The sequence below is a fragment of the Amycolatopsis sp. NPDC003676 genome (assembly GCF_053587275.1).
In genome coordinates this window covers 77,384-100,199 of the sequence record NZ_JBSFNS010000002.1, presented here as the reverse complement: position 1 = coordinate 100,199, position 22,816 = coordinate 77,384, and the positions used below count along the sequence as shown (strand labels likewise).

Sequence of the window (22,816 nt, the reverse complement as noted above, 5' to 3'; positions counted from 1 at the left end):
GACATAATACACTTGACTTGAAACCTGAGGGGGTTGAAAGATGGCCGACAAGACGCAGCCGGCGGTCCGGACGGTCGAGGGGGCCGTGGCGGGCCGCTGGCGGGCGGGGATGGCGGAGTTCCGCGGAATCCCGTACGCCCAGCCGCCAGTGGGCGCTCTCCGGTTCGCCGCGCCGGTCCCGGTTTCGCCATGGGACGGCACGCGGCAGGCGACCGAATTCGGTCCGCTGCCTCCGCAATCCGGGCCGGTCCAGATGGAATCGGCGCACGAGACGGACTGGCTGACCCTCAACGTCTCGACGCCGGACCCGGGCGCGGCGGGACTGCCGGTGCTGGTGTGGCTGCCGGGCGGCGGATACGTCATCGCGGTGAGCAGCGACCCGACTTATGACCCGGCCCTGTTGTGCGAGGCGGGACTGGTCGTAGTGAGCGTCAACTACCGGGTCGGCGTCGAGGGATTCGCGCTCGTCGACGGCGCGCCGGCCAACCGCGGGTTCCTGGACCAGATCGCCGCGCTGGAATGGGTGCGGCGCAACATCTCCCGCTTCGGCGGCGACCCCGACCGAGTGTGCGTCGCCGGGCAATCGGCGGGAGCCGGGTCGATCTCGTCGTTGCTCGTGCCGGCGCGGGGCTTGTTCCAGCGTGCCATCACCCATTCCGTGCCCGGCGTTTTCGTTCTTCCCGCGCTCGCGAAGCAGGTCACCGCGGTGCTCGCGAACGGGGAAGACCTCCGGAACGTCGACCCGTGGCAGTTGGCCGACCGGCTCACCGCGTTCAACGCCAGCCTGCCCGGCCAGCGCGACCGCTGGGGTCCGATGGCCCAGGTCGGTGCCGGGGTCTGCCCTGTTCTGGACGAGACTTCCCTTCCCCGGACACCCTGGTCCGCACTCGAGGACGGCGTCGAGCTGCTCGTCGGCCACACCCGTGACGAGTTCCGGCTGTTCTCCGTCATGGCCGGGCGGGTCGGCACGTTCACCGCCGCGGACGCCCAAAAGGCACTCGATCTCTTCGCCCCGGACCCGGATGGCTACCGCGTCGCCTACGCGGAAGCAAGCCCGGAGGAGCTGATGGAGACGGTCTATTCAGACGCGCTCTTCCGGATGCCGAGCCAGCAGCTGGCCGAGGCGAACGCCTTGGCCGGTGGCCGGTCGTATCTGTTCGAGCTGTGCCTGTCCGCGCCTGGTCTGGGCGCGTGTCACAGCCTCGATGTGCCTCTCGCGTTCGGAACCTTGGACAGTCCGACCGGTCGCCAGGTGTTCGGCGAGATGCCTGATGCCGCAACGATTCGGGTGTCTGAGGAGCTTCGACAAGCGTGGGTCGGCTTCGCGGCCAATGGCGATCCTGGATGGGCTGCCTATCGTCCCGATGAGCGACTGACCCGCGTTCTGGACGTCGAGTCGAAGACTGTTCCGTATCCGGAAGAAGCTTCGCGGAAGATCTGGGAGCACCACACGCCGGTCCCGTTCAACCTTCCCGCGTAGGCGGCCTGATCTGCCGGTACCAGTCGAGAAGAGCGGGCTGGTCGACGCTGCCGGGGTCGATCTCCGGATCCTCCCCTCGCAGCAGCCGTTTCACCGGGACTTCCAGTTTTTTCCCGGTGCGAGTATGCGGAATCCCCGGTGCTGCAATGATTTCGTCGGGAACATGCCGTGCTGAAGCACCTTGGCGGATTGCGGCGACGATCCGCTGTCGCAGCGCATCGTCGAGGCTCGTCCCATCGATCAAGGTGACGAACAACGGCATCCAGTACCCGCCGTCGGCCTGCTCAACGCCGACGACAAGAGCCTCCGCGATCTCCGGAAGTTCCTCTACCGGAGCGTAAATATCGCTGCTGCCCATCCGCACGCCATGCCGGTTCAGCGTCGCGTCTGACCGGCCATGGATGACGACCGAGCCGCGGTCGGTGATGGTCGTCCAATCGCCGTGCCGCCACACGTCCGGGAACGTGTCGAAATACGCGGCCCGGTAGCGGATGTCGTCGGGGTCGTCCCAGAATCGCAGGGGCATGGACGGCATCGGCCGTCGCACGACCAGTTCGCCGACCGTGCCGCGCACAGAGTCCCCGTTGGGTCCCAAAGAATCGAGCGCGACACCGAGGCAGGGAGCCGACAACTCGCCCGCCCACACCGGAGTGGTAGGAGCCGCACTCGCGAAGGCCGTGACGACGTCCGTTCCGCCGCTGCTCGAAACGATCTGGACCCCCGGCCCGAGTTCGTGCTCGGCCCAGCGGTGCAGATCGGCCGGGAACGTCGATCCAGTGACGCCGAGCCGCACCAACGCGCTCAGGTCGTGTTCACCGAGCCGGACATCGGCCTTGCGGCAGGACACCAGGTAGCCAGGGCTGGTTCCCAGCGTGTTGACCCGCAAGCGGGCGACCAACTCCCACAACGCATCCGGACGGCCGAAAGCGGGGCTGCCGTCGTAACAAACCGCGGTCGCTCCGACCAGCAGAGCGCCGACGAGGGAGTTCCACAGCATCCAGCTCGGCGTCGTGTACCAGAGGATCCGATCGCCAGCCCGCAGGTTCTGGTGGAACGCGGCATGCTTCAGCTGCTCAACGACCACGCCGCCGTGCCCGTGCACTATCCCTTTAGGACGCCCCGTGGTTCCCGAAGAGAACAGAATCCACAGTGGATGATCGAAAGGAACTGGTACGGGCGGCAGCGAATCACCGCTCGTGATCGACGACCAGGGAAGCGCTCCAGGCACCGAGTCCGGGTCGTCGATGACCACTGTGGCGGCCAAAGAGGACAGTCCGGTCCGCAGGGCAGCCACGTCGGCGCTGCGTTCGACCACCCGGCCGCCGTGCCGCGATCGGGTCGCGGCAATCAGCACAACCGGCGAGAGTTGCGCGAATCGCGCTTCCGCAGCCGATCCGACATAGTCCAAACCGCATCCTGCCCACACCGCCCCGAGGCTCGAGGTGGCCAGAAACGCCACAATCGCCTCCGCCGAATTTGGCAGATACCCCACGACCCGGTCACCGGACGACACGCCCAGCGCGGCTAACGAAGCGGCGACGCAACCGACCTGGCGGCGCAACTCACCCCAGCTCAGCGCCGCCGGAGCGCCGTCCTCGGCCACCGCGATCACGGCCGTGGCGGCATCGTCACGGCCCCGGAACACCTCGGCCGCGTAGTTCAGCGTGCTCCCCGGGAACCAGACGCTGCCCGGCATCGCCTCGGTCGCCAGCGCCGGTTGTCCCGCCGGACGCGCGGGCAGCCCGAAGTAGTCCCACACCGCGGACCAGAAGCCGTCGAGATCCTGCACCGACCACTCCCACAGCGTCCGGTAGCCGCCGGTCAGGTCGCGTCCAACGCGGGCCGAGGCGTACTGCGCGAAATCGGTGATCTGCGCTTCCGCTACGGGAACCCAGCCGGTCATTCGCGCTCCCATTCCGCGACCGTCGTCTGCACGGCCCGGTCCGCGAGGGCCTCGAACAGCGGCCGTCCGCCGGTGTCCGCCAGGGTGACGAACAGCCGTTTCCCACCGTCGCTACAGCACGCGATGGGAAAGGCAGTGCCGGTATCGATCGTCTCGCGCACCGTGTCGTCCCGGACCAGCACGACCGCGTGCCCGGTGGTGGTCGCCACCCAGATTCCTTCCGGCGTCGGCCAGATTCCGTCCGGACGAGCGTTGGGACCGACCAGGCTGGCGAGGTCGGCGTAGCGGCGTCGGTCGGTCAGCGTGCCGTCCGCGCCGATGGTGAAGGCGGTCAACCGTTGCGCAGCGGTTTCGGCGACGAGCAGAGTGCGCCCGTCGTCGATGAATCCGAGACCGTTGGGGAAGTCGAGGTTCTCGGCGACGACGGTGGCCGATCCGTCGACGCCGACCCGCACCAGACGACCGGGCCGCGGTGGTTCACCAGGCTTGAACCCGACGTCGTCAACATAAAGATTGCCTTGCTCGTCACCGACAAGATCGCCGAGCGGACCGGTCGCCACGGCACTGAGGTCCGCGTAGGTGGCGAACTGCCCGCCATCCCAGGCACCGATGCGCTTCTCGTGCATCATCGCCGCGACGAGCTTGCCGTCGGGCAAGAACCACAGCCCGTTGGACGGAGAGTCCAGCTTCGCAGCGCTCCAGGTTCCGCCGTGATCCGTCCACAGTAGACTGCCCTGGGTATCAGACAGCCACAGCGCGCCCTGATGCCAGCGCGGTCCCTCGCCCCAGATCATCCCGGTGCCGTACGGCTTCACGCGCGCACCTCCATGCGTCGCGCGAGTTCCTTCGTCGCCGTCTCCAGTTCCGCCGTGTCAGCGGCAAGGGCGAACGCGTACCGGTCCGGACGAATAATGGCTGCGGTAGCCGAATTCGCGGCTAGCCACTCTTCGACCGCCGGACCGGCGTCGGTGACCACCACGACGTCCAGGCGTCGCCACAGCTCCGCGATTTCCGCTGACACAGCCTGCTTGCCCACGACGACGAAGTTGTATCCAGTGATATCGTCGAGCCGGATACCGTCAGCGCGCGGTTGTGGGCTGAGCCAGCCGAGCTCATTGCTCAAGCCAGGACCGAGCGGCGGCCTGAGCGGTTCGAGGGTCTGCGGCTCGCCCAGTTCCGGGTGGGCGTCGCCGATGCCGAAGGACTCAATGAGGTTGGCCTGCCGGGCGGACTCGGCGATGTACGGGCGAACGTGCGGGGCGCGCTCGGTCTCGTAGGTGTCGAGCAGGCTGTCGGAGCAGGTGCCATGGACGACGGCGGCGAGTTTCCATGCGAGGTTCGCCGCGTCGCGGAGCCCGGAACACATGCCCTGCCCGAGCATCGGCGGCATCTCGTGCGCGGCGTCACCGGCGAGGAGCAGCCTGCCCGAACGCCAGCCGTGGACGAGCCGCGCGTGCCATTCGTAAGTGTCGGCTCGCATGATCCGGTAGCTGCCCGGTTCGATCCAGCGGCTGAGCGCGTCGTACACCGCCTGCGGACGTTCGAGCGCGGCGGCGTCGTCTCCGTCGAGGAGCATGAATTCGAACCGCAGCATCGGGGGAAAGATCGGCACGTAGGTAATCGGCCGTTGTCCTTGGCACAGAATGAATCCGGATTCCGCTGGTAGCGCTGGAGGATGCTCGAACGGATGGATGTCGATGATCAGCGAGCGTTGCGTCCCCTCCAGATCTTCGACTTCGGAGCCCATCAATTGCCGGACGAACGAATTCGCACCGTCTGACCCGACGGCGTAGGCCGCTTTGAGCGTCTTGACCTGATCCCGGTCGGTCACGGTGAGGTACACCGCGTCGGCGTCCTGGGCGATCTCGGTGACGGACCAGCCGAACCACAGGTCGACGTTCGGATCGCTCGCGAGCAAACCGCGCAGCCGGGATTCGAAATCCGGTTGGTGGAACTGGTAATCCGTCCGCCAGCCCTGTCCGGATTCCCCTCGTGCGTGGGCGAATTCGAGGAAAGGCGTCCCGTCCGGCAGTTGCAGCATCCAGCCGGTCTGCCGCAGGAACCGCTGCTCCAGATCGGCCGCGCCCAGCGTTTGCAGGGCGCGCATCGATTCGTCGTCGAGATGGGTCGCTCGCGGATGGTGGCAGACGATCCGGTTCGGATCGATCGCGGCGACCCGGAGTCCTTTCGCGCTGAGCAGCCGTGCAAGGGCCAAGCCGACCGGACCGCAGCCCACGACAGCGATGTCGTAAGTGTCCATAACTGTTCCTCCGCTCAAGCCGGTTCTTCGACCGGCTGCGACGTGGGGGTGCTCCGGATACTTCCCAGGACAACGGTGAGAAGTGCCCCGAAGACCGCCGGTACCGCGAAAATCAGGAAATTCCACTGTGGAGCGAACCCGGCGGCAAGAACCCAGCCGCCGAGCACCGGCCCGGCGATCGCGCCGATCCGGCCGATTCCCAGCGCGACCCCGATCGCACTCGCCCTGGCATGCGCCGGATAGGTACGGGCGATGTAGACGTTGATCAATCCCTGTACGCCGAACGCGCCCGCGCCGCCGATCAGCACGATTACGGAGAGCACGATCAACGGCGACCGAATGCTCAAGGCGGCCATGGCACCCGCGGCGACGACGAAGCAAGCAATAATGGGGGTTCTCGACCCCGCCCGGTCGGCGAGCACCGCGATCGCCAGGCCGCCGGCCGTCGCGCCGACATTGAGCAGGGTAAGGAACATCAGCGATGAATCCAGCGGATACCGGGCAGCTTGCATCAATTGCGGCAGCCACGTGTTGATCCGGAAGATGAGCAAGAACGAACAGATCACCATCACGCAGAACAGCGCTGTCGTTCCCGTATACGGCGGCCGCAGCACAACGCGCAAGCCGCCTGCTCCCGTCGGCTCTCGCCGATACACCGGAGATTCGGGCAACCAGCGGTAAGTCATCGGCAACAGCAGCAGTCCGACCGCGCCGCCGACCACGTACTCCGGCCGGAAGTTGTCTCCCCGCAGGAAAGCCGCGGCCACGACGGCGGCCAGCGATCCGCCGACCGTAACTCCACATTGGACGATCGCCGAACTGATGTTCTTCCGTTTCGGCGGCGCGAGCTCGAAGATCAGCGGCCCCATCGCGGGATAGACCGCGCCGACGCCCAACCCGACAACGAGTCTGCTGGCGCCGAAAAGTTCCGGACTGGGCGCGAACGCACAGGCGAACATGCCCAGCGAGACGACGGCGATGCTGAGCAAGGTCGTCCGGCGGCGTCCGTATCGGTCGGTGAGCGGGCCGACCAGCAGCGCGCCGAAGAGCATGCCCACCGGAGTGAGACTGCCCAACGTGCCCAGTTCGGGAAGGGAAAGGTGCCACGGCTGGTGCCGGAGCAACAACGGCGTCGTCGCGCCGAAAGCAACGAGGTCGTACCCTTCCAACGTCATGACGGCCAGCCCGATCGCGATGGCCCGCCACGGCATCGTCCTCACGTGCTTGCCTTTGCCGTCGGCAGACGCAGCACTCGCTCGGCGTTGCCGTGGCTGATTTTCTCCCGGTCGCGGTTGCTGATCGGCGCTTGTTCGAGGAACCGGACGGCCTCGGCGTTGTCCTCGAAGGGGTAGTCGACGGCGAACAGGATCGCGTCCGCGCCGACGGCCAGGATCGCACCGGCGAGTGCGGCCGGGGAACACACACCGCTGGTGGTGATCAGAATATTGTCGCCGAAGTATTCCGACGGTTTCCGCGCGAGCGTCCGGTGTTCCTGCCGGTCGTAGCGCGAATCAAGGCGCGCGAGCTGGAACGGCAGGAACTCGCCGAGGTGGCCGAGAATGAGTGTGGCACCCGGATGCCGATCGAAGACGCCGCCGAAAACCAGCCTAAGCGCGTGTCCGCTTGTCTCCGCCGCCCAGCTCCACAATGGACCCCTCAGCTCAGGTCGCCCCTCGAGCACCCGCCACGGCTCAGCCGGGGGAGCGCCCGGGTGCAGGTAAAGCGGCACCTGCAACTCCTCGAGCGCCGACCACACTGGTTCGTAGCGCGGGTCGTCGAGGTAGAGGCCATTGGTGTGGTCGTTGACGAGGGCCCCGTTGAGCCCGAGCGTGCCGACGGCGCGATGGAGTTCCGCCACCGCTGCCTCGGGATCCTGGAGCGGCAACGCGGCCAGTCCGCGGAACCGATCCGGGTGCTCGGCGATCACCTCGGCTAGCCGATCATTGGCGATCCGGGCGTCTTTTACCGCCTGGCCAGCGTCGGCGAGGCCCTGAATTCCGGGTGCGGTAAGGGAAAGCACCTGGACGTCGATGCCATGCTGGTCCATTTCTGGCAGCCGGTAAGTCGTGTAATCGCAGAGCCGTTTACCCCAGTCTTCAACCCACCGCGCGGCGGTTTCCGTCTTGGGCACTGAGTAACCGGCCTGCAGTTCGGGAAGCGCGAACGCTTCCTCCATGGCGATGAAACGCAAGGTCTTTGCCTTTCCTGCGAAGGTTTGCTCAACTGCCTTCCGCGTGCGCGCCGGTCATATGCGCCGCGAGGTCTTCCGGATTGATGAACGACGGCGGAGGCGGCGGACCCCATTCGTAGAGCGACTGGATGCCCTCGAACGACCGCGGCGTCCAGAGCTGGTCGTCGACGATGGCGTCCATGTCGGAGTAGTACTCGGCGAAGTTCCCGGCCGGATCCTTGAGATACCAGAAGAAATTCGACCCGATGTGGTGGCGGCCCAGTCCCCAGACGTGGCGTTCCGGATTCTCGGCGAGCATGGTCATCGCTCCTCGTCCGACATCGTCCACATCGGACACTTGCCACGACGTGTGGTGCAGGAAATTGAGCGGAGCCTGCTGTACCAGCAGATTGTGGTGATCGGTAGAACACCGCAAGAACGCCGCGCGGCCCGGGACCACGTCGCTGACCTTGAACCCGATGCCGTCGGTGAAGAACCGCTGGGTCGATTCCTGCTCGACCGTCCCGATCACCACGTGCCCCAACGAGAGCGGCCGCACCGGTTCGGTCCGGGACAGCACTGGAGCCCGGGTGTTGGCGCGGTCCAGCCGGCCAGGCCCGTTGTACGGGGTCGCGGGTACGGTCGCGCGTACCAACCGAGGCGCGACGACCGCTTCGACCGCGATGTCCGCGATCGGTTCCCTGGCGCGCAGGGTCTCGGCGTCGCGCTGCACCGGAACGCCCAGCCGATCGAGGTTCGCGGCGATGCGTCCGAGGTCGTCGGTGTTATCGACCGCGACGGTCATTCCCAGCAGCCGACGGATCCGCGAGTGCTGAAGGACGAACTGCTCACCACCCTCGACCGTGGCGAACCGGCCCGGCGCGAGCTGCGTAAGCCCGAAGTCGGCGTAGTAGCCAGCGGTGCCCGCGACGTCCGGTACGCCGACGGTCAGTGATTTCAATCTGTGCAATGCCATGGAATTGCCCCTTTCACCCGGCGACGCAGGTCTGCCGGAGCTGTCCGATGCCCTCGATCCGCGTGACCACTTCGTCGCCCGGACGCAGGTAGCGCTGCGGAGACCGCGAATGCCCGACGCCCGAAGGCGTGCCGGTGAAGATCAGGTCCCCAGGCAGCAGCGGGCACACCGCCGACAACCGGGCGATCAGCTCGGCGACCGAGAAGACCATCGACGACGTACGCGCCTTCTGCACGCTCTCGCCATTGACAAGGCATTCGATCGCGAGGTCATCGGGGTCGGCGAATTCGTCGGCGGTCACCAACACCGGTCCGGTCGGCGCGAACCCCGGGAACGACTTGCCGAGCGAAAACTGCGGGACCGGCCCCGCGGCCTGCACGACCCGTTCGGAAAAGTCCTGTCCCACAGTCAATCCCGCCACATGCAACCAGGCGTCCTCGGCCGCGGTCTTCTCCGCCCGGCGGCCGATCACGACCACGAGCTCCGCTTCCCAATCGACGAACTCGCTGGGCAGCCTGAGCTGAGTGTCCGGCCCGGTGAGGGAAGTGGCGAACTTCGTGAACGTCGCCGGTGACTCCGGCAGCGCCAGCCCCGCTTCCTGCGCGTGCTCCCGGTAGTTCAACCCAATCGCGAAGATCTGTCGCGGCCTCGGCGAAGGGCTCCCGGCTTGACTCTCGGGCGCGGCCGGCCCGCCGATCGCCGCCCGCCCCCACTCCGCGAACTCAGTCCAGCGCTCGAAAACCGCGAGCGGATCGGCCGGAAACCGCCCGCCGCTCGCGCCCTCGACGTCGATCACCTTGTCGTCGAGCACCAGGCACATCCGGCCCGCCCGTGTCGTCGTCTTCATTTCTCCGCGTCCTTCCGCTGCTTCCCGGCCAGTGAACACCTGGGAATCTCGATAAGTCAACTAAATCTCGAGATTCTGAGGTGAATGCGGAACCGGCTACGATCTGCGACATGACTGGCGCACGCAGCACAACCCGCGCCGAGGACGTCTACCTGCGTCTTCGCGCCGACATCCTCAACGGCCGGCATGAGCCCGGATCGCGACTGCGGGTGGAAGCGCTCAAGGGCGACTACGACGCCAGCAGCGGCGTCCTGCGTGAAGCACTTCCCCGTCTCGTCGGACAGGGACTCGCTACTTTCGCGCCGCAGCAAGGCTTCCGAGTCATCGATGTCTCCCCGGAGACCCTGCAAGACCTCACCGAGGCGCGCGTGGTCGTCGAGACGCACGTGGTCCGCGAATCCCTCGCGCACGGCAGCATCGAATGGGAATCGGACCTGCTCGCGGCGCACCACAATCTCGCCCGCACGACGTTCGCCGACGAGTCAGACGCGATCAACGAGCGATGGCTGGCCGCACACGCCCGATTCCACCAGGTCCTGCTGGAGGGCTGCCCCAACCAGCACCTGCGCGCGGTGGCGACGCAACTGCGGGAATCCGCCGAGGTCTACCGATGCTGGGCCCGCACCTCAAGCGAGGACAGCCACCGGGATGTCGCCGCGGAACACCGCCTGATCTGCGAACGCGCGATCGAACGAGACGTCCCGGGCACGGTCGAAGCGCTGCGGGACCACATCGAGCTGACTACGAAGCTGCTGCTCGACGGGTATCGGAACCGGGGAGGCGAATAGGTGGTGTGACCATGCGTCAAGTTTTGCCGCGTCGCGCCGCTGGCGTCCAAGACTGGCTCGCTATCCGGCGATAACCTGACGGCATCGTTGAGGCCTACTGGCCGCCGCGTTCGATCAGGTACTGCTGTTCGAGTTCCGGATAGCTGAGATCGGCCGGGAACTCGTCCTCGGACAGCAGCCCGATCGCCCAGGGAACGGGACAAGGCGAACTGTGCTCGGGTTCGGGGCACAGCAGGAGCTTTATCTGCTCGACCAGGTCCCGCGACTGGTCCTCGGTTGCGTAGATGCCGACCCTGATCTCATGGGTCTTGCGTTCGTCCGTCATCGGATGGCCTTCCCGGATGCTCGTCATGACCAGCAATAGCGAGCGGAATGGCTTGAGGGCAAACGGTTTTTCCTCAGCCCCGGTGCCATGGTTCTCGCTCAGCTCGGGACGATCAGCGCGACGGTTGCGGCGAAAATGATCCCGCCGCAGCCGCCGAGCAGCACGGCACCGACCACTCGAGGTGTCCCGTTTCTGGTGAGCACAAGGAAAAGCCCCGCGGCCCCGAGCACGAGCGCGACCGCGCCAAGAATGAGCAATGCCGCCGGAAACGCCATCGCTGGCCCGGCGGGCTGCGGGTCGGTGAACGACGGGCTCTCGGGAAGCGTGCCAGTCGCGGGAAAAGGGTGAGCCACCGTTTTGCTGGGCTGCGGTTGCGTGCCGGAACAGCCTGCCAGCAGCGCCAGCACCGTTGAACACGTAAGAATCTGACGTGGACGGCGCATGCGAACTCCCTCTGGGGCAAGCGCGGCGACGGGCGCTGGCGAGAAACGCATCTGGACGCTACTCGTTGGCCGTATTTGTCACGCTGGGCACAATTTCCTTCGCCACGGCGGCACTCTCCGCAACCGTCGAGGCGATCGCCTCATGGCCTTCCGACGGTCGTGCGGCCTGAGGCACGAACCAGGCTCCACCGCCCCGGCAGCCGACCTTCTCGACCGCGATGGACCGGCCACCGGTGTGCGGCCGATGAACATCCGCTTCTTCTGGATCGGTTACGCAACTCGGCGGTGCCCACCCGAAGAAGTCACTCAAGTGGGTGACCAGCAACGGGGTCGACTGCTGTTCTCGGCCGCTCCGGTGGACCAGTCGCGTCACCTGGTCGTGTCTGGTTTCGAAACCGTGAACAACAGTAGGTAATCTTCCGTAACGGGTGCGGGGAGCCGCCTCCAACCCACGGTTTGCCGGAGGGCTTCGTTGATCAAGCTCATGTTCGCCGACGACGAGGAACTAGTTCGGTCGGGACTGCGCGCCATGATGTCCGGGGCGTCGGACATCGAAATCGTGGGCGAGGCAAGCGACGGCAGATCGGCGGTCGAGGTCGCCCGTCGCTATCACCCTGACGTCGCGCTGCTCGACATCAAGATGCGCGCCCCTGACGACGGCATTCGCGCGCTTCGGGCCATTCTCGCGCTGCCCGATCCGCCGACCGTCGCCATGCTCACCACCTTCGACATCGACGAGTACGTCAGCCTCGCGCTGCGGCTCGGCGCCAACGGCTTCCTGCTGAAGGACATCGACCCGGCGGCATTGCTGCGGGCCGTGCGCGACCTGGCCAAGGGCGGGGCCGTCCTCGACCCGGGCGTGGCCGTGCGCATGGTGCAGAGCCACCGCGACGAGCAGCGGGCCGCGCAGCCGGCGCGCAAGCTTCTGGCCTCGCTGTCCGAGCGCGAACGCGAGGTCGTCGCGCTGATCGGGCAGGGGCTGTCGAACGCGGAGATCGGCGGGCGGCTGCACCTGTCCGAGGCGACGGTGAAGGGGTACGTGTCGGCGGTCCTGTCGAAGATCGGCGCGGCCAACCGGGTGCAGGCCGCGCTCCTGGCCTACCGCGGCGGGCTCCTCGACCAGTAGAACCAGCACATGCTGCTGACCGCGCTCGAGTTCCTCGGGCTGGTGGCGTTCGCGGCGTCCGGGGCGCTGGCCGCGGTCCGGGCGCGGCTGGACGTGTTCGGCGTCGTCGTGGTCGGACTGACCACGGCGCTCGGCGGCGGCATCATCCGCGACGTGCTGCTGGGCATCCATCCGCCGACGTCCCTGCGCAACTGGCCGTACCTGGCCGTTTGCGCGGCGACGGCCCTGATCGTGTTCGCCTTCCATCCGCAGGTCGCCCGCCTGCGGCACGCGGTGCTGCTCGCGGACGCGGTCGGGCTCGGTGTATTCGCCACGGCCGGGACGACGCTCGCGCTCAACGCGGGCGCGACCGGGTACGCCGCCTGCCTGATCGGCATGACCAGCGGCATCGGCGGCGGCGCGCTGCGCGACCTGTTGCTGCGGGAGATCCCGCTCGTGCTCCGCAAGGAGATCTACGCGATGGCGGCGCTGACCGGCGCGGTGTGCGTCTGGGCGGGGCACGCGTTGAACCTGCCGGCCGGTGCGGTCACGACCGGCTCCGCGGTGGTCGTGGTCGCGATCCGCGTGCTCACGCTCTGGCGACACTGGAACGCTCCGGTCGCGCGGCCGCCGGAAGAGCGCTCGTTGTGATTTCCGCGTCCGCGACCCCTAGTGCGGCCAGTGCGAATGTGCCCCCTGCCCGCGGTCGTCCGGGAACGCTCTTTGTGTGTTCTGCGTGTGTTCTTAGGCGGGTCTCAGCACTCTGCGTAAGACTGACGCCATGCGCATCCTCGTAGTGGACGACGACCGTGCCGTCCGTGAATCGCTCAGGCGGTCTTTGGAGTTCAACGGCTACACCGTGGAGCTCGCGAGCGATGGTGCGCAGGCATTGGAGACGATCCTCGCCAACCGTCCGGACGCGATGGTTCTCGACGTCATGATGCCGCGCCTCGACGGGCTCGAAGTGGCCCGCCGGCTCCGCAGCACCGGCGATGACCTGCCGATTCTCGTCCTGACCGCGCGCGACACCGTCTCCGACCGGGTCTCCGGCCTCGACGCCGGCGCCGACGACTACCTGCCCAAGCCGTTCGCCTTGGAGGAGCTGCTCGCCCGGTTGCGCGCCCTGCTGCGCCGCGCCGCGCCGGACGGGCAGCAGGGCGAGACGTCGGAGGTGCTGTCGTTCGCCGACCTCACGCTGGACCCCGGCACTCGCGAGGTCCGCCGCGGCGGCCGCGAGATCAGTCTCACCCGCACCGAGTTCGCGCTGCTCGAGCTGTTCCTCTCGTACCCCAAGCACGTGCTGACCCGCGGAAGGATCCTGGAGGAAGTATGGGGTTACGACTTCCCGACGTCGGGCAACGCGCTGGAGGTCTACGTCGGCTATTTGCGCCGCAAGACGGAGGCGGACAACGAACCGAGGCTGATCCACACGGTGCGTGGAGTGGGGTACGTCCTGCGCGAGACGCCGCCGTGACCGACGACCCGGCGGGCGCGTACGCCGCGCCGGCGGGGGAGGTCCCCGATCCGCGGGGCACCCGGTGGAGCACCCGCCGGTTCTCGCTGCGCGGCCGCGTCACGCTGCTGGCCGCCGCGTGCGTGGCGGGTGCGGTGGCGCTCGTTTCCCTGTGCGCGTACCTCGTGGTGCGCAACAACCTCCTCACCCAGCTCGACGACAACCTGCTCGCCCGCGCCCAAGCCGCGGCGAACTCGCCGCAGGTGCCGACCGACCAGCTCCGCGAGGTGCCGGGTGCGCTGCTGGCCAGCGCGGACCTGCAGATCGGCCAGCTCAACGGCGTCACCGGCGACCTGATCTATCCGCAGCCGGGCACCCGGCCACCGGTGGGTCCGGCCGAGATGCGCGTCGCGACCGGCGTGCTGCCCCAGTCGCTGCGCACGGACGCGACCACCGGCATGCGAGTGGTCGCGGTGCCGCTCGGGCACGGCCAGGCGATCGTGCTGGCGCAGTCGATGGCTCCGACCATGCGCGCGCTGAACCAGCTGTCCGTGGTGCTGTTCCTGGTCGGCGGCGCCGGAATCGTGGTGGCCGCGGGCGCGGGCACGGCGGTCGCGCGCGCTGGCTTGCGCCCGGTCGACCGGCTGACGTCGGCCGCCGAGCGGGTGGCCGCGACCGGCGACCTGCGTCCGATCCCGGTGAGCGGCGACGACGAACTCGCCCGGCTCACGCACAGCTTCAACATCATGCTCGGCACGGTCGCGGACTCGCAGGAACGGCAACGGCAGCTGGTCGCCGACGCCGGGCACGAGCTGCGCACCCCGCTCACTTCCATGCGCACCAACCTGGAATTGCTGCTGTCGGCCAGCCGTCCGGGTGCCCCGTCGCTGCCGGACGAGGACCGCACCGACATCGAGGCCGACATCCGCGGCCAGCTCGACGAGCTCACCCAGCTCATCGGCGACCTCGTGGAGCTGGCGCGGCAGGACGAACCGCGCGAGCAGGCCGAGCGCGTCGATCTGATGGACGTCGTCGAGCGCGCGCTCGACCGGGCGCGCCGCCGGGCGGGCGAGATCGAGTTCGAGGTCGCGCTGCAGCCGTGGGTGCTCACCGGCGACAACAGCTCGCTCGAACGGGCGGTGCTGAACCTGCTGGACAACGCGGTGAAGTTCTCGCCGCAGGGTTCGCGCGTACGGGTCACGCTGCGTCCGCTCGGCGACGGCACCGCGGTGGTCGAGGTCGCGGACTCCGGACCCGGCATCGCCGAGGAAGACCTGCCCAAGGTGTTCGACCGGTTCTACCGCTCGTCGGAGGCGCGCACCCTGCCCGGATCCGGGCTTGGCCTGGCGATCGTGAAGCACGCGGCCGAACGGCACGGCGGCACGGTTTACGCCAACCGGGCACCGGAAGGCGGGGCTCTGCTCACGATCCGGCTACCAGGGGCGCCGGTCGCCTGAAATGTCCGCCACGCTTGGCGGTCGCCCGGCAGGGGGACGCTCGATCTGCATGTCGCGCACACCTGATGTTGAATCGTGTAGGATTTTGTGTAGTTGATGGTGTGCTTGGGGAGTGGCGGTGCTCGCGCGGCAGCGACAGGCGGTGATCCTCGAGGAAGCACGCCGGACCGGTGCGGTCCGGGTCAGTGACCTCGTCGCGAGGCTGGGCGTCTCCGATATGACGGTCCGCCGGGATCTTGACGTGCTCGCGGGCCGCGGCCTGGTCGAGAAGGTCTACGGCGGCGCGACGTCGCTGGTCGGCAAGAGCACCGACGAACCCGGGTTCGAGGCGAAGTCGGTGCGCCAGCGCGCGCAGAAGGAAGCCATCGCCGAATTGGCCGCCACCCTCGTCAAGCCGGGCACCGCGATCGGCCTGTCCGCGGGCACCACCACCTGGACGCTCGCGCACGCGCTCGACGGCATCGAGGGCCTCACCATCGTCACCAACTCGATCCAGGTCGCCGACGTGCTGCGCAGTGCCGCCCAGCCGGACCGCACGGTGGTCCTGACCGGCGGGGTGCGCACTCCGTCGGACGCGCTGGTCGGCCCGGTCGCCGTGCAGAGCCTGCGCACGCTGCACCTCGACCTGGTGTTCCTCGGCGTGCACGGGATGGCGGTGGGGCCCGGGTTCACCACCCCGAACCTCACCGAAAGCGAGACCGACCGCGCGCTGGTGGAGGCCGGACGGCGGCTGGTGGTGCTCGCCGACCACACGAAGTGGGGCACCGTCGGCATTTCCACGATCGCGGACCTGGAAGAAGCGCAGGTCGTGGTGACTGACGACGGCCTGGACGACCGCGCGCGAGAAGACCTCGCGGAGCGGATCGGAGAACTCATGATCGCCGAAACGGCGGAGAACCTCGAGGCAGAAGAAGCGTGAAACGCACTGTGCGGCACCTGGCCGACGGCCGGGAGATCATCTATTTCGACCACACCGACGCCCACGAGCGGCTCGCCGCGGACGCCCGCGACCTGCCGCCCGTCGCGGCGGCCTCGGAGATCCGCCGCGACCCGCTGACCGGCGAGTGGGTCGCGATGGCGGCGCACCGCCAGACGCGCACGTACAAGCCGCCGGCCGACCTCTGCCCGCTCTGCCCGACCCGGCCGGGCAAGCCGAGCGAAATCCCCGAAGCCGACTACGACGTCGTCGTGTTCGAGAACCGGTTCCCGTCGTTCTCGCAGCAGGCGACCGGCGATCCGTCCACTGTGGACGGCTTGGGTCTGGTGCCGACCGCGCCGGGCCTCGGCCGCTGCGAGGTCGTGTGCTTCACCAGCGACCACGACGGCGCGTTCTCGCGGCTGACGCCGGAACAGGTGCGCCTCGTGGTGGACGCCTGGGCCGACCGCACGGCCGCGCTCGCGCAGACGCCCGGCGTCGAACAGGTCTTCCCGTTCGAGAACCGCGGCGAGGAAATCGGCGTCACGCTCTCGCATCCGCACGGCCAGATCTACGGCTATCCTTTCGTCACGCCGAAGACCGAGCGGATGCTGGCGGTCGCGCGCGAACACGGCGGATCGGTGCTCGGCGACGTGCTGGCGGCGGAACAGAAATCCGGCGAGCGCGTGATCGCCGCGGGCGAGCACTGGACGGCTTTCGTGCCGCCGGCCGCACGCTGGCCGGTGCACATCCAGATCGTGCCGCACCGGCAGGTGCCGGACCTCCCGGCGCTCACCGACGCCGAGCGCGACGACTTTTCCCGTGTGTACCTGGACGTGCTGCGCCGCTGCGACGCGCTGTACGACCGGCCGCTGCCTTACATCGCGGGCTGGCACCAGGCGCCGGTGCGGCGGGACCGGGAACTGTCGTGGCTCCATTTGGAGCTGTTCTCCGTGCTGCGGGCCAAGGACAAGCTGAAGTACCTGGCCGGATCCGAGTCGGGCATGGCGGTCTGGATCAACGACGCCACGCCCGAACAGATCGCGGAACGGCTTCGCGCGGCAGGCTGACCGGAACTCGCGGCATACTCATCTACGAAACACAGGTTCGACTCAGGAACCTCTCAGGCCCAGCCGCTTAGGTGAGGACATGACCGAGAACGACCCCCACGCGCCCGACTCCGCGGCGGGTCGCCAGGACCCGGGTGCCCAGCCGGGCGCCGAAGGCCAGGCGGCCTGGCAGCAGACCCCCGCTCAGCCAGCGAGCCAATCCCCGTCAGCCGATCCGGCGGGCGGCGACGCGGGTCAGCAAGCTTCCGGCGCGACCGGCACGACTGCCGCGTACGGTTCGGCCGCTGAGGGCTCGGCGGGGACGTCCGGCACCGGCACGGCGAGCGGTGACGCTTCCGGCGCGTACGGAGCGCCTGCGGGTCAGTACGGCGCCGCCCCGGCCGGCGGCACGGCGTACGGGGCCGGTGCTGCTCCGGCTGGAGGCATGCCGAACCCGTGGTCGGCCCAAGGCGCGGCATCGCCCGCCGGTGCGCCCCAGAGCGGACAGTTCCCCGGCGCGCAGCAGCAGCCCGCGGCAGGTCAGCCGTACGGCAGCCAGTACCCCGGCGGGTCGCAGACTCCGCCCGCCGGATCCCCGGCCAACCCTTACAGTGCACCGGGAACCGCGGTGTACGGCGTCCCCGCGCAGCGCGAGAAGAAGGGGTCGGCGGGCAAGCTCCTCGCGAGCGTCGCCGCCATCTCGCTCGTGATCGGCGGCGTGGCGGGCGGGACCGTCGGCTACCTCACCGGCGGATCCGGTTCGTCGGTGAGCGCGCTCGACGCGCCGAAACCCGCGCAGCAGACCGGCAATGTGCCCGCCGGCTCGGTCGAATCGGTGGCGCAGAAGCTGTCGCCGAGCGTTGTCGAGCTGCAGGTGTCCGGCCGGACCGCGGCGGGCGAGGGCTCCGGCTTCGTGCTCAGCAGCGACGGCTACATCCTCACCAACAACCACGTCGTCCAGGTCGCCGCGAACGGCGGCCAGATCCAGGCCGTGTTCCAGGACGGCAAGAAAGCCGCGGCGAAGGTCGTCGGCCGGGACCCGACCACGGACATCGCCGTGGTCAAGGTGTCCGGCGTCGGCAACCTGACGCCGGTCGAGCTGGGCCGGTCCGACGACCTGCGGGTCGGGCAGCAGGTGGTCGCCATCGGCTCGCCGTACGAGCTGACCGGCACGGTCACCTCGGGCATCGTCAGCTCGCTGCACCGCCCGGTGCAGGCGGGCGGCGACGAGACCGACCAGACCACGGTGATGGACGCGATCCAGACCGACGCCGCGATCAACCCCGGCAACTCGGGCGGCCCGCTGTCGAACATGAGCGGCCAGGTCATCGGCATCAACTCGGCCATCTACAGCCCGAACTCGGGCCGCGGCCAGGGCAGCGGCGGCGAGGGCGGCAACGTCGGCATCGGCTTCGCCATCCCGATCGACCAGGCCCGCCGCACCGCGCAGGACATCATCAAGACCGGGCACGCGACCCAGACGTTCATCGGCGCGAAGGTCACCGACGCGCCCCAGGGCGGCGCCCAGCTCGGCGACATCACACCGGGCAGCCCGGCGGAGAAAGCCGGCCTGAAGTCCGGCGACGTGGTGACCAAGATCGACGACCGCGTCATCGACAGCGCCAACACGCTCGTCGCCGCGATCCGCACGCGCGCCCCGAACGACCAGACGACCTTCACCCTCGCCGGCGGGCGCACGGTGCAGGTCACCTTGGGCGGGCAGGCGGTACCAGCCAACTAGAACGCTCGGCCGCCGTGGCGCGGCCGAGACCAGCCACGGCTCGACCCCCTATCCGCGCTTGGGGCCGAACCTTTGCAGGCCGCGCGCGACCGGAGCATCCGAGCCGGTCGCGCGTGGCCGTTTTTACTGACCAGCGCCCGAAAACCGGCTCCCGCACGAAAACACGGAGAGGCTCTCCGTGCCGCCTCCGACTCGGCACGGAGAGCCTCTCCGCGTGCGGTGAGGTGCCCACGCGCCAGACGTCCCAAACGCCGAATCCGCGGGAAAATTCCGGTACCGGAAGAAAACCCAGGTCAACTATGTTCACGGACCCGAATTTTCCGTGCCGCGCGATACCGGACCCGGACAATCCGGACGATCACCGTCACCAGGACGGCGATCCACACCACCGCGAGCGTCGCCACCAGTCCCAGCCACGCGTTGCCGTCGTGCAGCCCAGGTTTCGGCGGCACGCCATACGTCCGCCACAGCAGCGGAAACGCCACGAATCCCAGCACGGCCGTCAGCGCCGCGCCGACCTGCACTGGTCCCCGCCACGGCTTCGGCAGGATTCGCGCCAGCAGCAGGCCAACCACGCCCGCGATCGGGGCGAACACCGCGTCGTTGACGATCGGACCGCCGCCGAGCCACAGCAGCGTCGTGAAGCTGTCCGGCCACGCCGGTGCCGCGTAGTCGAGGAACAGCACGGTCCCGTACGCCAGCGCCGCTAATCCGGGCAGCGCCAGCACAATCCGCGCGGTCTTCACTGCACCTCCAGCTTCGAGACCCACTTCGTCTGCAGCACGCCTGGCCTGCTGGGCGCGATCACGCGGCACGGATAGCCGTGGTCAAGGTTCAGCACCTCGCCGTTGAGTTCCAGCGCCAGCAACGTGAGTGGGTCGGCCGTGTGCTCGCCAGGCAGCACGCTGACGCCGTACAGCCCGGTCTTCTCCAGCGACGACACCCGCACGTCGACCCCCGGCGAACTGCCGCTCGCGCGCAGCAGGTCCGGGAACGAGATGCCACGCCACGTCGCCATCTGGCTCCATCCCTCGACGCACGCGATCGGCAAGTCCACAGTGGTCTGCGGCAACGCCCGCAACTCGGCCAGCGTGAACTGCCGCGTTCCCTCCGGCGTCACCACGGACAGCCGCCACCCGGGATCCTGCGCGGCCCGCGTTACTTGCGCCGCTACGGCCGTGCGGTTGACCGGCAACTTCTGCGAGCCCTTGTCCGAGCGCCACGACAGCCCGGAGACGTTCCGCAGGGCGGGAACCGTCGCTCCCGCGGTGGCCAGCACGGCGACTCCGGTCGCGATCCCCGTGGTGGTCAGGAATCCTCGCCGCGACAACCCCGGTCCAGGCGGCTCGACCGGCGCACGCTCCCGCGTCAGCGCCCGCCGGATCACCGGGAGCTTCACCGCGACGTGCACGAGGATCGACCCGATCGCCACCCACGCCACCGCGTAGTGCACCTGCGGAAAGTAGAAGTTCCACGGGTAGTTCTGCGCGACGTTCAGCAATCCCGAACTCAGCTCGAAGAACGCCGCCCCGGAAAGGACAAGGATCGACAGCCGCTCCACCGCGTGCGGCACCGAGCGCACCAGCGGCCGCTCGAACAGCTTCGGGTAGACACTCCACAGTTTGGCCAGCAGCAACGGAATCGCCGCGATCCCGGACAGCACGTGCGCGCCCTGCGTCACCCGGTACAGCCAGACCGGTCGGCTGGGCCAGAAGAACCACTCCGGCGGATGCTGGATCAAATGGCTCAACAGGCCGGTGACGAAGCAGATCAGGAACGCGAGTCCGAGCAGGCTGCCGACCCTCGCCGTGACGCGCTCACCGTGCGCGCCGCCCTTGAACTGCTCCGACTTCGGGACCCGGCGATCGACGGCGCGAGCCCGTTCGCCGATCTTGGCCTGCGCCGCGGTGACCCGCGTGTCGAACCCGCGCCAGGCGGCCGCCAGCCGTCCGCGTTTCACGCGCGTGCCAGCTTCGCGAACCAGCGGTGCCCGCGACTGGTCGTCCACACGACCCGGAACCCAGTCCGTACCGCGATTTCCGCGATGGCGTCGACGCCGACCCACGCCCACGTGAACCATCGGCCATCCGCGGGATCCGGCCGCAGCCGGACGTGATCCCGGCGCACGCCGTGCCCGGGCTCCTCCAACTCGACGAGCACGTCACCGTCGGACGTGAGCAACTCGCGTACTCGCCGCAGCAGCGCCTCTGGATCGCCACCGATCCCGATGTTGCCGTCGGCCAGCAACACGTGATTCCATCGCCCCTCGCCGGGTAAGCGAGCGAAAACGTTGCGCTGCAACGCACTTGCCCCACGCCGTCGAGTCAGCCGCACCGCGACCGGCGAGCTGTCCACACCAAGGGTCACTACGCCTCGGCGCGTCAACGCGGCAGTGAGACGGCCAGGTCCGCAACCGACATCGAGCGTCGGACCCTCGCATGGGTCGAGTAGCACGGCGTCGCCCGCGTGGCAACCGTCGACCCAACGACCGACCGGAAGCTCGATGCGGCCTCCATTCGCCAGCTCTAGCCAGCAGTGATGGCCCAGCAGCCCGCGGTCGAATTCCTGGCCAGTTGCGAGTTTCATGCCATCGCTCCCACCGCGTCGACCGCAGCCGCGAACCTGCCGTCGGGCCGGATCGCGGCCACTCGCGTCGCGTCCTCCATGGTGTCCACATCGGACAACGTCGGCAGCTTGCCAACGCGCAGACCCGCGCCCGTCAGCGCCGCACGAGTGCGAAACCCGGTGTCCGGACGCGACATCGGAACTCCGGCGAGCACTTGCGCCTGCCGCGGATCAGCGAGCCCAAGCCCCCACCAGCCGCCGTCTTCAGCGTCGCCCAGCACCGCGCTGCTGGCTCCGGTGACGACCGGCTCGATCGCCGACGCGAACAACCCGGGCGAGACCTGCGGCGTGTCCATGCCGATCTGCAGCACGGGCAAACCGGCATGCACCGCAGCGGTGTCGGAGTGCGCGTTGGCCAGCCGGATGCCGAAATCCCAGCCTCGCTGCGCAATCACAGTCGCCTTGCGCAATGCGCGACCGATTTCGGTACCCCTCGCCGCTGCTGCGAGGTCGCCCGTCATCGCCACGACGGTGATCGCGCCGTCAGTGGCGAACGCAGCGTCCAACGTGTCCAGCAGCGCAGACGCGGCGATCTCCGCTGCCTGGTCTGGCGTCGCGGGTGGGCACAACCGCGTCTTCGCGAACCCTGGCACCGGGGCTTTCGCGACTACAAGCAGGCAGAACGTCATCGGACCAGCACCCGCCCGAAGTCCCGCACCGCCCGCAACGTGCCGTGCACCGAACCGGACACCTTCGATTTCGTGCCCCGCGCCCGTTCCCGGTAAGTGACGTCGAACTCCCGGACCACCCAGCCCGCGCGCTGAGCCTTCACCAGCAGCTCGAGCGGATAGCCGAACGCCCGGTCGGCAACGCCGAGAGCCAGCAACTCCCGGCGGCGTACGGCCCGCAGCGGCGCGATGTCCCGCACGGGCAGTCCACGGGACCGCAAGAGCAGTGAGAGGACGGCATTGCCCGCTCTTGCGTGCCACGGCCAAGCCGCCCGGGACACCGGCACTCGGCGTCCGACCGCGAGGTCAGCGCCATCCACGACCGCGGCGACCAGACGGGGCAGTTCGGCCAGATCGAGCGATCCGTCAGCATCCGCGAAACAGACGATGTCAGCGGTCGCGTTCTCCAGCCCGGTGTGGACGGCAGCACCATAACCGCGCCGCGGCTCGTCGACGACCTTCGCGCCGTGCGCGGCCGCGACGCCGGGAGAACCGTCGCTCGATCCGTTGTCGACGAGGATCGCGCGATACCCCGGCGGGAGGCTCGCGAGCACACCGGGCAGTGCGGCCGCCTCGTCGAGGCAGGGGAGGACGACGTCCACTCCGAATT

The 22,816-nt window shown here is 68.6% G+C and carries 23 protein-coding genes; 9 read left to right on the top strand and 14 right to left on the bottom strand.

Features of this window, described 5'->3' with window-relative positions; genetic code table 11:
- Positions 1–40 precede the first annotated feature (40 nt).
- Positions 41–1,480: a carboxylesterase/lipase family protein gene (locus ACWDNU_RS01625; RefSeq protein ID WP_449667287.1), complete on the top strand. Its 1,440-nt coding sequence runs from the start codon at positions 41–43 to the stop codon at positions 1,478–1,480.
- Here ACWDNU_RS01625 and ACWDNU_RS01620 read toward each other — a convergent pair.
- From ACWDNU_RS01620 to ACWDNU_RS01590, 7 genes are read right to left on the bottom strand one after another with little or no spacing between them, the layout of a single operon-like run.
- Complete coding sequence (locus ACWDNU_RS01620; protein WP_449667286.1) at positions 1,464–3,383, bottom strand: acetoacetate--CoA ligase; 1,920 nt, start codon at positions 3,381–3,383, stop codon at positions 1,464–1,466. The two genes, ACWDNU_RS01625 and ACWDNU_RS01620, sit on opposite strands and share 17 nt — an antisense overlap.
- Entirely contained in the window at positions 3,380–4,198 is an 819-nt protein-coding gene (locus tag ACWDNU_RS01615) for an SMP-30/gluconolactonase/LRE family protein (protein ID WP_449667285.1), read from the bottom strand. The genes ACWDNU_RS01620 and ACWDNU_RS01615 overlap by 4 nt, the downstream gene beginning before the upstream one ends.
- The gene (locus tag ACWDNU_RS01610) at positions 4,195–5,643 is read right to left on the bottom strand and encodes a bifunctional 3-(3-hydroxy-phenyl)propionate/3-hydroxycinnamic acid hydroxylase (protein ID WP_449667284.1); all 1,449 of its coding nucleotides are present in this window, start codon (positions 5,641–5,643) and stop codon (positions 4,195–4,197) included. The genes ACWDNU_RS01615 and ACWDNU_RS01610 overlap by 4 nt, the downstream gene beginning before the upstream one ends.
- A 14-nt stretch (positions 5,644–5,657) precedes the next feature.
- Positions 5,658–6,854 (bottom strand): MFS transporter, encoded by a 1,197-nt coding sequence (locus tag ACWDNU_RS01605; protein WP_449667383.1) that lies wholly within the window; start codon positions 6,852–6,854, stop codon positions 5,658–5,660.
- A 5-nt stretch (positions 6,855–6,859) separates the two neighbouring features.
- Positions 6,860–7,834, bottom strand: a complete 975-nt coding sequence (locus tag ACWDNU_RS01600) for an amidohydrolase family protein (protein WP_449667283.1) — start codon at positions 7,832–7,834, stop codon at positions 6,860–6,862.
- Between the two features lie 28 nt (positions 7,835–7,862).
- Entirely contained in the window at positions 7,863–8,789 is a 927-nt protein-coding gene (locus ACWDNU_RS01595) for a VOC family protein (RefSeq protein ID WP_449667282.1), read from the bottom strand.
- Positions 8,790–8,802: 13 nt separating this feature from the next.
- Positions 8,803–9,636: a fumarylacetoacetate hydrolase family protein gene (locus ACWDNU_RS01590; protein ID WP_449667281.1), complete on the bottom strand. Its 834-nt coding sequence runs from the start codon at positions 9,634–9,636 to the stop codon at positions 8,803–8,805.
- A gap of 110 nt (positions 9,637–9,746) precedes the next feature.
- Between ACWDNU_RS01590 and ACWDNU_RS01585 the strand changes: the two genes are divergently transcribed.
- The gene (locus tag ACWDNU_RS01585; RefSeq protein ID WP_449667280.1) at positions 9,747–10,424 is read left to right on the top strand and encodes a GntR family transcriptional regulator; all 678 of its coding nucleotides are present in this window, start codon (positions 9,747–9,749) and stop codon (positions 10,422–10,424) included.
- 94 nt (positions 10,425–10,518) lie between these two features.
- Here the strand turns inward: ACWDNU_RS01585 and ACWDNU_RS01580 are convergent, their stop codons facing one another.
- Together ACWDNU_RS01580 and ACWDNU_RS01575 are read right to left on the bottom strand one after the other, a co-directional pair.
- Complete coding sequence (locus ACWDNU_RS01580) at positions 10,519–10,776, bottom strand: hypothetical protein (protein ID WP_449667279.1); 258 nt, start codon at positions 10,774–10,776, stop codon at positions 10,519–10,521.
- Between the two features lie 71 nt (positions 10,777–10,847).
- Positions 10,848–11,192, bottom strand: coding sequence for a hypothetical protein (locus ACWDNU_RS01575; RefSeq protein ID WP_449667278.1), 345 nt, complete (start codon positions 11,190–11,192; stop codon positions 10,848–10,850).
- A 472-nt stretch (positions 11,193–11,664) separates the two neighbouring features.
- Between ACWDNU_RS01575 and ACWDNU_RS01570 the strand changes: the two genes are divergently transcribed.
- From ACWDNU_RS01570 to ACWDNU_RS01540, 7 genes are all read left to right on the top strand, one after another.
- The gene (locus ACWDNU_RS01570) at positions 11,665–12,318 is read left to right on the top strand and encodes a response regulator (protein WP_009083595.1); all 654 of its coding nucleotides are present in this window, start codon (positions 11,665–11,667) and stop codon (positions 12,316–12,318) included.
- Positions 12,319–12,327: 9 nt separating this feature from the next.
- Positions 12,328–12,948 (top strand): trimeric intracellular cation channel family protein, encoded by a 621-nt coding sequence (locus tag ACWDNU_RS01565; protein ID WP_370933960.1) that lies wholly within the window; start codon positions 12,328–12,330, stop codon positions 12,946–12,948.
- A 130-nt stretch (positions 12,949–13,078) separates the two neighbouring features.
- Positions 13,079–13,771 carry a response regulator transcription factor gene (locus tag ACWDNU_RS01560; RefSeq protein WP_370933961.1) on the top strand — a complete coding sequence of 231 codons (693 nt, stop codon included), beginning with the start codon at positions 13,079–13,081 and terminating at the stop codon, positions 13,769–13,771.
- Complete coding sequence (locus ACWDNU_RS01555) at positions 13,768–15,207, top strand: HAMP domain-containing sensor histidine kinase (protein ID WP_449667277.1); 1,440 nt, start codon at positions 13,768–13,770, stop codon at positions 15,205–15,207. The genes ACWDNU_RS01560 and ACWDNU_RS01555 overlap by 4 nt, the downstream gene beginning before the upstream one ends.
- A 118-nt stretch (positions 15,208–15,325) precedes the next feature.
- Positions 15,326–16,126, top strand: coding sequence for a DeoR/GlpR family DNA-binding transcription regulator (locus ACWDNU_RS01550; RefSeq protein WP_449667276.1), 801 nt, complete (start codon positions 15,326–15,328; stop codon positions 16,124–16,126).
- Positions 16,123–17,193, top strand: coding sequence for a galactose-1-phosphate uridylyltransferase (gene galT / locus ACWDNU_RS01545; protein WP_449667275.1), 1,071 nt, complete (start codon positions 16,123–16,125; stop codon positions 17,191–17,193). Before ACWDNU_RS01550 ends, galT begins: the two co-directional genes overlap by 4 nt.
- A 79-nt stretch (positions 17,194–17,272) precedes the next feature.
- A complete protein-coding gene (locus tag ACWDNU_RS01540; protein ID WP_449667274.1) occupies positions 17,273–18,913 on the top strand; it encodes a trypsin-like peptidase domain-containing protein in 1,641 nt (546 codons plus the stop codon).
- Positions 18,914–19,206: 293 nt separating this feature from the next.
- On the opposite strand, the gene ACWDNU_RS01535 is transcribed toward ACWDNU_RS01540, so the two are convergent.
- The 5 genes from ACWDNU_RS01535 to ACWDNU_RS01515 all read right to left on the bottom strand — a co-directional run bounded on the left by ACWDNU_RS01535 (position 19,207) and on the right by ACWDNU_RS01515 (position 22,808).
- A complete protein-coding gene (locus ACWDNU_RS01535; protein ID WP_449667273.1) occupies positions 19,207–19,659 on the bottom strand; it encodes a hypothetical protein in 453 nt (150 codons plus the stop codon).
- Positions 19,656–20,804, bottom strand: coding sequence for a molybdopterin-dependent oxidoreductase (locus ACWDNU_RS01530; RefSeq protein ID WP_449667382.1), 1,149 nt, complete (start codon positions 20,802–20,804; stop codon positions 19,656–19,658). Before ACWDNU_RS01530 ends, ACWDNU_RS01535 begins: the two co-directional genes overlap by 4 nt.
- Before the next feature lie 65 nt (positions 20,805–20,869).
- Positions 20,870–21,499, bottom strand: coding sequence for a methyltransferase domain-containing protein (locus ACWDNU_RS01525; protein ID WP_449667272.1), 630 nt, complete (start codon positions 21,497–21,499; stop codon positions 20,870–20,872).
- Positions 21,496–22,167: a TIGR04282 family arsenosugar biosynthesis glycosyltransferase gene (locus ACWDNU_RS01520; RefSeq protein ID WP_449667271.1), complete on the bottom strand. Its 672-nt coding sequence runs from the start codon at positions 22,165–22,167 to the stop codon at positions 21,496–21,498. The genes ACWDNU_RS01525 and ACWDNU_RS01520 overlap by 4 nt, the downstream gene beginning before the upstream one ends.
- A complete protein-coding gene (locus ACWDNU_RS01515) occupies positions 22,164–22,808 on the bottom strand; it encodes a glycosyltransferase family 2 protein (RefSeq protein WP_449667381.1) in 645 nt (214 codons plus the stop codon). The genes ACWDNU_RS01520 and ACWDNU_RS01515 overlap by 4 nt, the downstream gene beginning before the upstream one ends.
- Positions 22,809–22,816 lie beyond the last annotated feature (8 nt).